Origin of the sequence: Bradyrhizobium sp. Ghvi, assembly GCF_900115265.1 — a bacterium.
Lineage (GTDB): Bacteria > Pseudomonadota > Alphaproteobacteria > Rhizobiales > Xanthobacteraceae > Bradyrhizobium.
In genome coordinates this window covers 788,778-800,869 of record NZ_FOVU01000003.1, presented here as the reverse complement: position 1 = coordinate 800,869, position 12,092 = coordinate 788,778, and the positions used below count along the sequence as shown (strand labels likewise).

The window sequence follows — 12,092 nt, the reverse complement described above, 5'->3', positions numbered from 1 at the left end:
CTTAGTTTTGCGCATCCAGATCTGGGGGCGGGGCGCCTCCAGATCGCGGCTGAAGACTGAATGGGGGTTTGGAAATGTCCGGGCGTACAGCGTCGCCGTCTAAGCGCAGCATATTTCCGACCGTCCGGTTCCGCGCCAAGATTATGCTCGGTTTTGCCGCCGTGCTGGTCATCTCGGCCGGAAGCATGGCGTTCTCCTATTTCGGTTTCGAGCGCGTCTCATCCGGCGTAGGCTCCTATCGCCGCAGCGTCTCGGAGGCCGATCTTGCCCGCAACATCGACCGCGAGCTGCTCGGTTACCGCTCGGCCGTCAAATATTTCGTCCTCACCGGCAAGGAAGAAGACGCCAAGGTGGCGCTTGACGCCGAGACCAGCCTGAAGAATGCCATCGACCAAGCGGTCAAAAGCGCGAAGACACCGGCGCGGCAGGACAGCCTTGCCAAGCTCGCCAAGGAATTTTCGAACTTCTCCACGACCTTCGCCAAGGTCCTTAAGGCCAAGCGCGACAGCGCACTGCTGGTGCAGAATCAGCTCACGCGCCAAGCCAATCTCCTGAAATACAAGCTCGACGATATCGGCAACAACGCCTCCGATTCCGAGGCGCAGGCGATCGAGTTCGGCACCAAGCAGGTCAATGCCCAGTTCCAGACGGCGAGCGCTGCGGCGACCAATTTCGTGCTGACGTCCGACCAGGCGATCGCGAGCAGTGCGCTGGCGCGGCTGAAATTCGTCGAGAACTCGCTCGGCGCGGTCTATTCCATGGACGACAAGATCGTCGACGGCCTGAAAGATGCCAAGACCATTCTCGCTGCCTATCGCGACGCGTTGGAAAAGCTGATCGCCAACGCCAAGCTGGTCGACGAACTCGTCACCGAGATGAGCGGCTCGGCGGGCGCCATCCTTCAGGGTGCCACCGCCATGAAAGCGGATCTGGTTGCCGAACAGCAGCGCCTGGATTCGGAGTCGGAGGCGACCATCGGCAAGACCGAGCAACTGGTGCTGATGCTGGCCGTCGGCGGCACGCTGTTAGGTGCGGTCCTCGCTTTCCTGCTCGGCACCGGCATCTCGCGGCCGATGATCGCGATGTGCAAGGCGATGCGCGAGCTGGCCTCGGGTAATTTCGACGTCGTGCTGCCGGGTCTCGGCCGCAAGGACGAGATCGGCGAGATGGCTGGCGCGGTCGAAGAGTTCAAGGTTCAGGCGGTCGCCAAGGCCGAGCGCGATGCCGCCGCCAGCGAAGCCCAGAACAAGGAGCAGGCGGCTTCACGGCGCTCGGAGCTGATCCGTTTTGCTGACGATTTCGAGGGCGCGGTCGGCGCCATCGTGTCCAACGTCTCGGCCTCTGCCGTGCAGCTGGAATCGGCGGCCTCCACGTTGACCCGCACTGCCGAAACCACGCAGAGCCTGTCGAGCCAAGTCGCCGGCGTCTCCGAGCAGGCCTCGAGCAACATGCAGTCGGTCGCCACCGCGACCGAGGAGCTGTCGGCTTCGGTCGAGGAGATCGGCCGCCAGGTTCGCGATTCCAGCCGCATTGCCGAAGCCGCCGTGGTGCAGGCCAAGGAGACCGACGGCCGTATCGGCAAGCTGTCGCATGCCGCCCAGCAGATCGGCGAGGTCGTCAAGCTGATCACGGCAATTGCCGAGCAGACCAATTTGCTTGCGCTGAACGCCACCATCGAGGCCGCGCGGGCCGGGGAAGCCGGCCGCGGCTTTGCGGTGGTTGCAAGCGAAGTGAAGTCCCTGGCGAGCCAGACCGCCAAGGCAACGGACGAGATTTCCTCGCACATCGCGGGCATGCAGGGGGCGACCGCCGAGTCGGTCGCCGCGATCAAGGAGATCGGTGCCACGATCGGCCAGATCTCGTCGATTTCGACCTCGATTGCGAGCGCCGTCGAGCAGCAGGGTGCGGCGACGCAGGAGATTGCGCGCAGTGTCCAGACCGTCGCGCAGGGCACCCAGACCGCGGCGACCGATATCGGCCAGGTCAACCATGGCGCGGCCGAGACCGGTTCGGCCTCGGAGGAGGTGCTGAACTCGGCGAAGACGCTATCCAGTGAAAGCACGCGCCTGCGTGCCGAGCTCGATCGCTTCATGGCCAATATCCGGGCGGCTTAAGGCCACTACGTCTGTAGCCCTCGCTGTCGCGTTGCTCTTCGCTTGTCCGGGATGACGGCGGAGCGAGGCGCAGCGCCTCATTCCCTCCCAAACGCTCGCTTCAGCTCAAGCTTCGCTTTCTCCAGCCGATCGCGTTCCGTCTTTGGCAGCGTCTTGCCGGCGCGGTTGATGTAGAACGTCAGCATCGACAACGCCGAGCGATACGCACCTGTCTTGCGACGCGCGCTGTGCTCGGCGGAACGTTTCAACGAGGCCGCGATCTTTTTCGGGCTGGTCAGCTTGAACACGCCGCGCTTGAGGTCGAGCGCGTCGCTCTCCCTCGTCACGCGCTGCGACCATCGCTTCGATGTCGCACGCCTTGTGCTTTTGCGCGCGGTGCTCCGCCGCGCGCTGGCCCTCTTGTGGGCAGCGGTTTTGCGCGAATGTGTCGTCTTTCTGACATGAGCCATGCGTCAATTCCTTGCGGCTCCAGCGGAAACGATCGGTGGTCGCCACAGTTCCTATCGGAACCTGCCGTTGCCGCAGGCGTTGTCGCAGGTGGCAGGCGGATGCCGCACCCCAGACCCAGCAACGTGATGGAATTGCAGCAGAGCCAAGCAGTCGATTATGGACCTGCAATCTCGGCGGTGGCCACGACCGATCGCGTCGTCGCGACCAGCATTCCCGCGCGTCTCGACGCTCTGCCCTGGAGCGGCTTTCACACCCGCGTCGTCCTGGCGCTCGGCATCACCTGGATCCTTGATGGTCTCGAGGTGACACTGGCCGGCGCGCTTTCGGGCGCGCTGAAGCAGAGCCCGATGCTGCACTTCTCCAATCTCGATCTCGGCATCGCGAATTCTGCCTATCTCGCGGGCGCAGTGCTTGGCGCGCTCGGCTTCGGCTGGCTCACCGACCGCATCGGCCGCAAGAAGCTGTTCTTCATTACGCTGGCTCTCTATCTCTCCGCGACGGCCGCGACCGCGCTCTCGTGGAATATCGCGAGCTACGCGCTGTTTCGCTTCCTGACGGGCGCCGGAATCGGAGGCGAGTACACCGCGATCAACTCGACGATTCAGGAGCTGGTGCCGGCGCGCTATCGCGGCTGGACCGATCTCGTCATCAACGGTAGCTTCTGGATCGGTGCGGCGATGGGCGCGGTGGCAGCGATCGTGCTGCTCGATCCAGCGGTCATCGGTGCCGATCTCGGTTGGCGCCTCGCGTATCTCATCGGCGCGGCCATCGGGCTCGTCGTGCTCCTGATGCGGATGTGGATCCCGGAAAGTCCGCGCTGGCTGATGATTCACGGCCGGCCGGACCAGGCCCACAAGATCGTCGACGATATCGAGCGTTCGGTGCTCGGAAACGATCAGGACGCGAGCGACGGCCGCTTCCCAAAAATGCGGCTGAAGATGCGCGATCACACCCCTATAGGCGAAGTCGTGCATACGCTGTTCGTAACCTACCGCCAGCGCGCGCTGGTCGGGCTCGTGCTGATGGCCGCACAGGCCTTCTTCTACAACGCAATCTTCTTCACCTTCGCGCTGGTTCTGACCGACTTCTACGGCATCAGCGCCGATCATGTCGGCTGGTACCTGCTGCCGTTCGCCGCCGGCAACTTCCTCGGCCCGCTGCTGCTTGGCCGTCTGTTCGACACGCTCGGCCGCCGCGCCATGATCATGTTCACCTATGGCGCCTCGGGCCTGCTGCTGGCGCTGTCGGGTTATCTGTTCTCGATCGGTGCGTTGAGCGCGCAGGGACAGACCATCGCCTGGATGGTGATCTTCTTCTTTGCCTCGCCCGCAGCAAGCGCCGCCTATCTCACGGTGAGCGAAACCTTTCCGCTCGAGGTTCGCGCGCTGGCAATCGCGGTGTTCTATGCGGTCGGCACCGGCATCGGCGGCGTCGTGGGCCCCGCACTGTTCGGCGCGCTGATCGATACCGGATCGCGCGACAGCGTGTTCGCCGGCTATTTGCTGGGAGCATTCCTGATGATCGCGGCTGCGATCGTGGCCTGGCGCTATGCCGTTTCTGCGGAGCGCAAATCGCTCGAACAAATCGCACGGCCGCTCGCTTCCATGGAGTAGACTATGAAATCGGAACTCGCTGAACTGGATCAGATGCGTCCCATGCCAGATGATGAAGCTCCCGACGCCGTGCCGGTGCCGCACGCGCTCGTCCCGCATCTCAACGAGACGGCGATCCTGCTCGATATCGACGGCACGTTGCTCGACCTGATGCCGACGCCGCGCGAAGTGTGGGTGCCACCGGGCCTGTCGGAGACGCTCAACCGGCTGACGCAGCGGACGTCTGGCGCGCTGGCCATGGTCAGCGGCCGCTCGCTCAACGACATCGACCTGATCTTTGCGCCCGATGTGTTTCGCGCCGTCGCCGGTCACGGTGCGGAGATGCGGCTGTCGGTGGGGAATGAGGCTGATGACGTCCACGCGCCGCCGATGGACAAGGAGCTGAAGCGGCGGCTGGCCGCGATCGCAAAGCTCAGCCCCGGCATTCTGCTCGAGGACAAAGGTTATTCACTGGCGTTGCATTATCGCCTCGCGCCGCATGCGGAGAAGGCGATCTATGAAGCGGTCTCGCTGATCCGCGCCGATCTGCCCAATGCGCCGATCGAGGTGTTGCCCGGCAAGTTCGTCTGCGAGATCAAGCATTCGGGTTTCACCAAGGCGACGGGGGTGCGCGAGCTGATGAAGCACGAGCCCTTTAAAGGGCGCCGTCCCATCTTCATCGGTGATGACGTCACCGATGAAACCGTGTTTGCGATCATGCCGGACATGAACGGCCTTTCTTTCTCGGTCGGTCGCCGGGCCATGGGCGTCAACGGTCACTTCGATACGCCAAACGATGTCCGCGCCTTTCTTGCCCGCCTGCTTGACGACACGAGGCTGGAATAAGGCAAGGGTCATCGCAGAGCCACATTGTGCTCCTGTGGGTTCCTGCGCGCGAGGGATTCAAGTCGTGCCGAGTTGATGCCGCGCTCCATTTTCCCAACAAAATCGCTGGGTTCCTCTGAAGGAAACTGGTTCCAACGCGCGTGCCTGACTTTGGTTTCATTTCGTGGAAATGATGACCGGAACCATATTGATGAACGGCAGTTAAACGGGGTGGAATGAACAGGAGGGGACGACCTGTGAACTTAGTCGTCGTTTCAAATCGAGTTGCGCGCGGTAAACCCAACGAACCCATGACGGGCGGTCTGGCGGCGGCCTTGCTTCCCGTCGTGGAGCATTCCGGTGCCATCTGGGTCGGTTCCTCCGGTCGCGTGCGCGACGGCCATCAGAAGGAGCCGTTCGCCGAGATCGAAGCGCTGGGATCAGGCGCGATTGCGACGCTGGATCTGCCGGCGGCGCATTACGGCGGCTATTATGAAGGCTTTGCCAATTCGGCGCTGTGGCCGGCGCTGCATTCGCGCAGCGATTTGATCCGCGTCTCCCGCGAGGACTACGTCAGCTATCGCGAAGTCAACGCGTTCATGGCGCGCGCTCTGATGCGCTTCCGAAAAGTCAAAACCGCGTTCTGGGTGCAGGATTATCATTTCCTGGCGCTCGGTGCGGAGTTGCGCGAACTCGGCGTCGATGATCCCATTGGCTTCTTTCTGCACACGCCCTGGCCGGTCGCGGCGGTGATGCAGGGTGTGCCCAATCATCGTGAGCTGATCACGGCGATGCTGGCTTATGACCTGCTCGGTTTCCAGACCGATGCGGATTGTCAGAATTTCCTCGGTTATGCCGGCGGTGAGCTCGGCCTCGCCATCGAGGACGGTGTCGTGCTCTCGCAGCATGGCCGCACGCGCTGCGAAGTGTTTCCGATCGGCATCGACGCAGAGAAGTTCGCTGCCTATGCCGCGAAGTCTGCTTCGCATCCCGATGTCTCGCGCCTGCGTCGCAGCTTGAACGGCGAGCGGCTCGCGATCGGCGTGGACCGGCTCGACTATTCCAAGGGCCTTATCAACCGCATCAGCGCGTTCGACCGGCTCTGGACCGATCAACCGCAATTTGCGCGCAGCATCTCGCTGCTGCAGATCGCCAACCCGTCGCGCGGCGGCATCGAGGCCTATGGCAATCTTCAGAGCGAGGTCGCCCGCCTCGTCACTGACGTTAACGGGCGCCATGGCGAAGTCGACTGGACGCCGATCCGTTATCTCAACAAGGGTTTCAGCCAGGCCGTGCTCGCCGGTCTCTACCGCACCGCGCAGATCGGCGTGGTGACGCCGCTGCACGACGGCATGAACCTTGTCGCCAAGGAATATGTCGCCGCGCAAAATCCGGCCGATCCCGGCGTGCTAGTGCTGTCGAAGTTCGCCGGCGCCGCCAATGAGCTCGACACCGCGCTGGTGGTCAATCCGCACGACGTCGACGGCATGGCCCGCGCGATTGCCGTGGCTGCCGCGATGCCGCTCACCGAGCGCAAGATGCGGTGGGAGGCGATGATGAAGACCCTGCGCGGCCATACCATCCAGCAATGGTCGTCGGACTTCGTCGCCGAGCTGGAGAAGTGTCGGACGGAGAAGGTTGCGGCTGCCCCACTCGCCGCGCAACCGCCGCAAGCGCTGCGGTGGCTGAAGTCGGCGATCTCCGGTGTCCGGCTGATCTAGATTTATCGCCTCTGCCTGGTTCTCCGGGAGAGGCGAGCCTCAATAGCAATATGACACCCCGTCCAGAATCGCGCACTGCCGCTTGTTCGGCGCGTTCGGATCGTCCATCGGCACCACGCCCTTGCCTTGGCCGACGAAGACGCCGGGCCCGACATGTACCGAGCTCTTGTTGCCGATGATCACGCTCTGATGCGGCGTCGAGCTGGAGCGGGTCCCATCCGGCCAGAGGATGGCATCGCCCGAAAGTACCCCGTGCCGGCCATCGTCGCAGGTCACATCGATGCCCTGGCGGGTGCAGGCCTGGGCCTGGGCGGGCGCCGCATAGCCGGAGCCAAGGGCCGAAATCAGGCTAAGCGCGGCGATGATCTTGCGGATGGTCATGGCGTCCCCAGTCACGTCTGGCGTCCTCAGGTGAATCGTCGCGCCAAACCCGCGATCGGTTCATCCCGAGAGGCTTCGGAGCAGGTCCGGGGCGCGACATATTCTCATGCAAATACAATGTGTTGCGGAAAATTTAGCCGATTTGCCCGCGATCCCTTGCAAAATCACCGGCGCCCCTTCAAGAGAGGGCGCTCCGGAGAGATGGCCGAGTGGCTTAAGGCGCACGCTTGGAAAGCGTGTGTGCGGGAAACCGTACCGTGGGTTCGAATCCCACTCTCTCCGCCACGGCCCCAACCGCAGTCCGGTGTTGAAGCGACAGTCCTTTCCTCTAGGTCGAGACGCCAAACAGCTTGCGCACTGCGGGCAGCCATTCGCCGGTCATCGTGAACTCAAGCCCGAGTCGGGCTCCGCAGGCAATCGCCAGCATGGTCATCGGCGCCGAAACGGCGAGCGTCGAGAACGCTGTCAAGCCCTGGCCGATGGTGCATCCCATCGACATGACCCCTCCGCAGCCCATCAGAAGCGCGCCAGTCATGTGGCGCTTCAATTCGCGCGCGTCGTCGCAGGCTTCCCAGCGAAAGCCGCGCGCGAGCATTGCCGCAGCAAAAGAGCCCGCTATGACACCGGCAACGGAGCCGATGCCGAAATTCAGCCGCGCACCTGAGAAGGTGGCGATATAGAGGATGGTGTCGCCGAGTGGCGCGACGAAAGTGAGCGAAGAGACGCGGGCGGGATCGAATTCGTCGTCGGCAAGCCACCCCGTCGCGAACCAGCCGAATGCGATCGCGCCGCCGACCGCGAGGCCCGAGGCCAAAAGTCGAGGCGACCGGACGAGCCGGCCGTCTGCCAAGGCCCAGATGGCGAGCGCAATCGCGATCGACACGACGAGGAGTGCGCGCATCGCGCTTCCCGCACCCAACAGCGAGGCCAACGTCTGGTTGGTGCCCTCCGCCAGCCGCAGCGACAACGGTTCGATCAGCATCACGCGCAGCATCCCCGTGATGCCGCGCATGGTCGCGAGCGCAGAGAGGCCGAGCACGAGAAAGATCACGATGGCCCGCAAATCGCCGCCGCCGACGCGGACCAGCGTGCCGAAACCGCAGGTGCCGACCAGCGCCATGCCGATGCCGAACATCAGCCCGCCGACGATCGAGCCGCCAAGTCCGATCGACGACGTCAAATAGATCGACCGCGACAGATCGACGACGCCGAATTCAGAAAGAGCCTGGGTCGCAAGCAGCGCCACGGCCGCAGCCAGCGCAAAAGACTTCAGCCGGCGCAAATCCGACCCGAAAAACGCGTCCTCGAGCATCGCGAGTGTGCAAAACCTTCCAGCGCGCCCGGCGACACCGAGCACGGCCCCGGCGGCAAGCCCGCATGCAAATGCTATGGTCGACGGATTCAGCATTCCTCCGGAGATGTTTGTTCTTCGCCTCGGGCAGTCTGCGCCGGAAGGCTCCGGAAAGCCAGTGCGGAGAACTACCGGCGCCGGCGGCGCACCGGCTCGCAGAACACGTCGTAAACCGCAGTCAAAATCTTGCGGACGTCCTCGCTGGCGAGGCTGTAGTAGATCGTCTTGCCGTCGCGGCGGGTGGTGACGAGCCGGTCGAGCCGCAGCCGCGCGAGCTGTTGGGAGACAGTCGACTGCCGCTCGCCGAGGAACTGCTCGAGCTCGGTCACCGACTTCTCACCCTCGGCGAGGATGCAAAGCAGCAGCAATCGGGATTCATGCGACAGCGCCTTCAGCATGTCGCTCGCCTCGCGCGCCTTCTCGATCATCTGCTCGAGTTCGGCGGATCCCTCGATCTCCTTCAGCTTTGGCAACGGCATCGCGTCAAATCCCTAACGACATCCTTTGATCACGACCTGCCGGGCGTCGATCCCGAGCTGGTCAGGATCCGGTTCAGCAGGCCGAAGAAGAAGGCATCCCCCGGATAGCCGCGAATGCGGCCGATCTCCCGGCCCTCTTGTAGCACGACGAAGCTCGGCGTGAAGGCACCCGGATCGATTCCGGAGAGATCGCCGGGCAGGGGACGGTCGAGGTCGACACGGCGCAGCGGCGCGGCATGGCCCTCCTCGGTCCTGCCGTAGATCGGCGCGATCTCGGCGTCAAAGCGCGCGCACCACACGCAGCCGGCCCGTTCGAACATGACGAGTTCGGCAGCGTGCGACCGCGTCGCGTGCAGCGCGAGCATGATAGCGACCACGAGCAATCCGACGATGCGACTCATCCTGCGTAATGGACCTTCTGGACTTTCCTGGCTCTTTATATCATTAAATTCGTATATGTGCTAGGGATGGGAGCAATGACCTTGGATGTCACGCTTGGTGCGGCCTTCGTCGCGGGCCTGTTATCGTTTCTGTCGCCCTGCATCCTGCCGCTCGTTCCGCCGTTCCTCTGCTATATGGCCGGTGTCTCCGTCACGGATCTCTCGGATAGTCAGCCCGAACTGCGGCCGCGCATCCTGGTTTCGGCGCTTGCCTTCGTGGCCGGCTTTTCCCTGGTTTTCGTCGCGCTTGGTTCGACGGCATCGATTGCGGGCCGTTTCGTCTCGGCGCATCTTTCGACGCTTGGTATCGTCGCCGGCGTCCTGATCGTCGTGATGGGTCTGCATTTTCTCGGCGTGCTCAGGATTCCGCTGCTCTATCGCAGCGCCACGCTGCAGATCGAGAGTCGGCCGGCCGGCGTGGCGGGCGCCTTCGTCATGGGGCTGGCGTTCGCGTTCGGGTGGACGCCCTGCGCCGGACCCATCCTCGCCGCCGTCCTGCTCATGGCCGGGTCCGAGGACACCACCTCACGAGGGGCCTTGTTGCTGCTTGCCTATTCGATCGGCACCGGCATCCCTTTTCTTGTCGCAGCCGCTTTCACCGGCCGCTTTATCGGAGCGCTTGGCCGCGTGCGCCGGCACCTCGGCATGGTCGAAAAGACAATGGGCGCCTTTCTGGTCGCGACGGGATTGATGTTCCTGACCGGGCTGATGCCCACGGTTTCGGAATGGCTGCTGGAGCACTTTCCGGCGCTGACCAGCATCGGTTGATCTAGCCGAAACGGAAATCCAGGAGCTGGGCGTAAGACTGCAACTCGATCAGGTAACGATGCACGAGCGGTCCGTCGCCCGCCATCGCCGCATGGGCGATCTCGCTGCTGCTGGCGATCGCGCCGTCGATCAGCCGTCGGAACTCGTTTCTCTCAGCGACGGCCGCCCGCGCCCAATCGTTGCAACGCTGCAGACGATCGCGCAGTGCGCTCGCCGCGGCGACGGTATCCTCGGCGTGAGCAGGTGCAGGCTGTTCGCCATACGAGCTCGCTGCAACGCGTAATTTTTCCATGGCAGGCGCGATCTCGAAGACGCAGTCGCCGAGATCGTAGAGGCCGGACTGGCGTCGAAGCTGATGGAATGATTGGCGGATCAGGTGCAGGTCGCGGCCGGCGGCGACATTGTCTCCGCTGTCGAGGGCGTGCGCGGCGGCTCCAAGCCGCTGGCTGCCCTGGCTGAGAAATTCCGTCAGGGTTGCCGGCGTTTGAGGGAAAGGGAGACTCGATGCATTTGTCTCGAGCCGCTTCCAGGCTGTCACGGCCTCCTCGGTCTCCATCTGCGCCAACGCGATGTTTCCGGTCCGCGTGTAGCTAGCGGCGGTGCGCAGATTGGCCATGATAGGCTCCATCGCCGATGCGAAATCCTTGGCGCCGTCGCTCTCGGCGCCCAACGCGAGCGTGCTGCAGGCCAGAAACGTCAAAAGCGCGATGATGCAGCGCAAGATCAGAAATCCTTGTCATATTCCTGTATTCGAATATCATAATAAACCTGACGCGACTCGCAACATCCTCGAAGGCCGAAATTCCCGATGTCTCTCAGCAGGTCGACGCGGCGTGGGTTTCTGGCATTGGCCTCGGGCGCCGCGTTCACCGCCGCCCGCGGTGTGGCCGTGGCCGAGCCCGCGCTGGGAGATGACGGCCTCTATCACGAGCCTTGGTTTCTGCAGAGCTTTCTCGATCTACGCGAAGACCTCGAGAGCGCTGCCGCCAGCGGCAAGCGCCTCGCCATCATGTGGGAGCTGCGCGGTTGTCCCTACTGCCGCGAAACGCATCTGGTGAATTTCGCCGATGCCAGTATTGCGAACTACGTCCGCGATAATTTCGAGGTGCTCCAGCTCAATCTGATCGGGTCCCGCAAGGTTACGGATTTCGATCGTCAGGAGCTGTCGGAGAAGGACCTTGCCCAGAAATACGGGATCAGGTTCACCCCGACGTTCCAGTTCTTTCCACCGTCGTCCAGCGGTATCGAGGCGAAGGACTCGATGGCGCGGGAAGTCGCGCGAGCACCCGGCTACCTGAAGCCGCAGCATTTCCTGGCGATGTTTCGATTCGTGCGGGAGCGCGCCTATGAGCGTGGCTCGTTCAAGGATTTCCTCGCCGCCAGCGGCTAGTCCCGACGTCGCGCTCAGATTTATCTTGACGCCGCTCAATACATGAACATATCATAATAACTGAATGTGAAGGATCGTTGGATCCGTCATCAACGAGGCGGGCGTCACCTCGCCATCAAGGGTAGGAAATATGCGGCGCCCGCTTGCTGCTGCGTTTGCTTTATGTCTGATGGTCGGGAGCGCGTACGCGCAGGAGCCGATCAAGCTCGACGTCGTCAGCGATTCCCTGCCGAAATCCCTGACCGGTTCGCCCGGCAGTGCCGAGGCTGGCAAGAAGGTGTTCCTGACCCGCACGCTCGGCAACTGCCTGGCTTGCCATCAGGTCACCAGGCTGAAGTCCGAGGAATTCCACGGCGAGTTCGGTCCGTCGCTCGACGGCGTCGCCGGCCGCTACACCGAGGCGCAACTGCGGCTCATCGTCGCCGACCCCAAGCGCATCTTCACCGACACCGTGATGCCGGCATTCTTCAAGAACGACGGCTTGAGCCGGGTGCGCCCGGAGTTCGTCGGCAAATCCATTCTGACGGCCGCGCAGGTCGAGGATGTCATCGCTTTTCTCAAGACGCTGAACTGACGGCGAG

Annotated in this window: 13 protein-coding genes and 1 tRNA gene; 8 read left to right on the top strand and 6 right to left on the bottom strand. The window is 63.3% G+C overall.

Annotated features, from left to right (window positions below; genetic code table 11):
- The first annotated feature begins 74 nt into the window (after positions 1-74).
- On the top strand, positions 75-2,114 hold the full coding sequence (locus tag BM374_RS14995) for a methyl-accepting chemotaxis protein (RefSeq protein ID WP_092293284.1): 2,040 nt from the start codon (positions 75-77) through the stop codon (positions 2,112-2,114).
- 77 nt (positions 2,115-2,191) lie between these two features.
- Here BM374_RS14995 and BM374_RS14990 read toward each other — a convergent pair whose 3' ends face one another.
- Positions 2,192-2,563, bottom strand: a complete 372-nt coding sequence (locus BM374_RS14990; RefSeq protein ID WP_092293282.1) for a DUF3175 domain-containing protein — start codon at positions 2,561-2,563, stop codon at positions 2,192-2,194.
- A 126-nt stretch (positions 2,564-2,689) separates the two neighbouring features.
- On the opposite strand from BM374_RS14990, the gene BM374_RS14985 reads away from it, so the two are divergent.
- The 3 genes from BM374_RS14985 (at position 2,690) to BM374_RS14975 (ending at position 6,702) form a co-directional block, all read left to right on the top strand.
- Entirely contained in the window at positions 2,690-4,177 is a 1,488-nt protein-coding gene (locus BM374_RS14985) for an MFS transporter (RefSeq protein ID WP_177248327.1), read from the top strand.
- A 3-nt stretch (positions 4,178-4,180) separates the two neighbouring features.
- Complete coding sequence (gene otsB / locus BM374_RS14980) at positions 4,181-5,002, top strand: trehalose-phosphatase (RefSeq protein ID WP_092293278.1); 822 nt, start codon at positions 4,181-4,183, stop codon at positions 5,000-5,002.
- Between the two features lie 236 nt (positions 5,003-5,238).
- A complete protein-coding gene (locus BM374_RS14975) occupies positions 5,239-6,702 on the top strand; it encodes a trehalose-6-phosphate synthase (protein ID WP_177248299.1) in 1,464 nt (487 codons plus the stop codon).
- 39 nt (positions 6,703-6,741) lie between these two features.
- Here the strand turns inward: BM374_RS14975 and BM374_RS14970 are convergent, their stop codons facing one another.
- Positions 6,742-7,083 (bottom strand): hypothetical protein, encoded by a 342-nt coding sequence (locus BM374_RS14970; RefSeq protein WP_092293274.1) that lies wholly within the window; start codon positions 7,081-7,083, stop codon positions 6,742-6,744.
- 195 nt (positions 7,084-7,278) lie between these two features.
- Between BM374_RS14970 and BM374_RS14965 the strand changes: the two genes are divergently transcribed.
- Positions 7,279-7,368 (top strand) — tRNA-Ser (locus tag BM374_RS14965).
- 43 nt (positions 7,369-7,411) lie between these two features.
- Here the strand turns inward: BM374_RS14965 and BM374_RS14960 are convergent.
- The 3 genes from BM374_RS14960 to BM374_RS14950 form a co-directional block, all read right to left on the bottom strand.
- Positions 7,412-8,491, bottom strand: a complete 1,080-nt coding sequence (locus BM374_RS14960; protein WP_092293272.1) for a YeeE/YedE family protein — start codon at positions 8,489-8,491, stop codon at positions 7,412-7,414.
- A gap of 71 nt (positions 8,492-8,562) precedes the next feature.
- Positions 8,563-8,913 (bottom strand): ArsR/SmtB family transcription factor, encoded by a 351-nt coding sequence (locus BM374_RS14955; RefSeq protein ID WP_028137430.1) that lies wholly within the window; start codon positions 8,911-8,913, stop codon positions 8,563-8,565.
- Between the two features lie 29 nt (positions 8,914-8,942).
- Complete coding sequence (locus BM374_RS14950; protein WP_092293270.1) at positions 8,943-9,314, bottom strand: thioredoxin domain-containing protein; 372 nt, start codon at positions 9,312-9,314, stop codon at positions 8,943-8,945.
- Between the two features lie 75 nt (positions 9,315-9,389).
- On the opposite strand from BM374_RS14950, the gene BM374_RS14945 reads away from it, so the two are divergent.
- The gene (locus BM374_RS14945) at positions 9,390-10,121 is read left to right on the top strand and encodes a cytochrome c biogenesis CcdA family protein (protein WP_092293268.1); all 732 of its coding nucleotides are present in this window, start codon (positions 9,390-9,392) and stop codon (positions 10,119-10,121) included.
- 1 nt (position 10,122) lies between these two features.
- Here BM374_RS14945 and BM374_RS14940 read toward each other — a convergent pair whose 3' ends face one another.
- Complete coding sequence (locus BM374_RS14940; protein ID WP_177248298.1) at positions 10,123-10,842, bottom strand: hypothetical protein; 720 nt, start codon at positions 10,840-10,842, stop codon at positions 10,123-10,125.
- 87 nt (positions 10,843-10,929) lie between these two features.
- Between BM374_RS14940 and BM374_RS14935 the strand changes: the two genes are divergently transcribed.
- Both BM374_RS14935 and soxX read left to right on the top strand, forming a co-directional pair.
- Positions 10,930-11,511 (top strand): SoxW family protein, encoded by a 582-nt coding sequence (locus BM374_RS14935; RefSeq protein WP_092293266.1) that lies wholly within the window; start codon positions 10,930-10,932, stop codon positions 11,509-11,511.
- Between the two features lie 130 nt (positions 11,512-11,641).
- Complete coding sequence (gene soxX / locus BM374_RS14930) at positions 11,642-12,085, top strand: sulfur oxidation c-type cytochrome SoxX (protein WP_092293264.1); 444 nt, start codon at positions 11,642-11,644, stop codon at positions 12,083-12,085.
- Positions 12,086-12,092 lie beyond the last annotated feature (7 nt).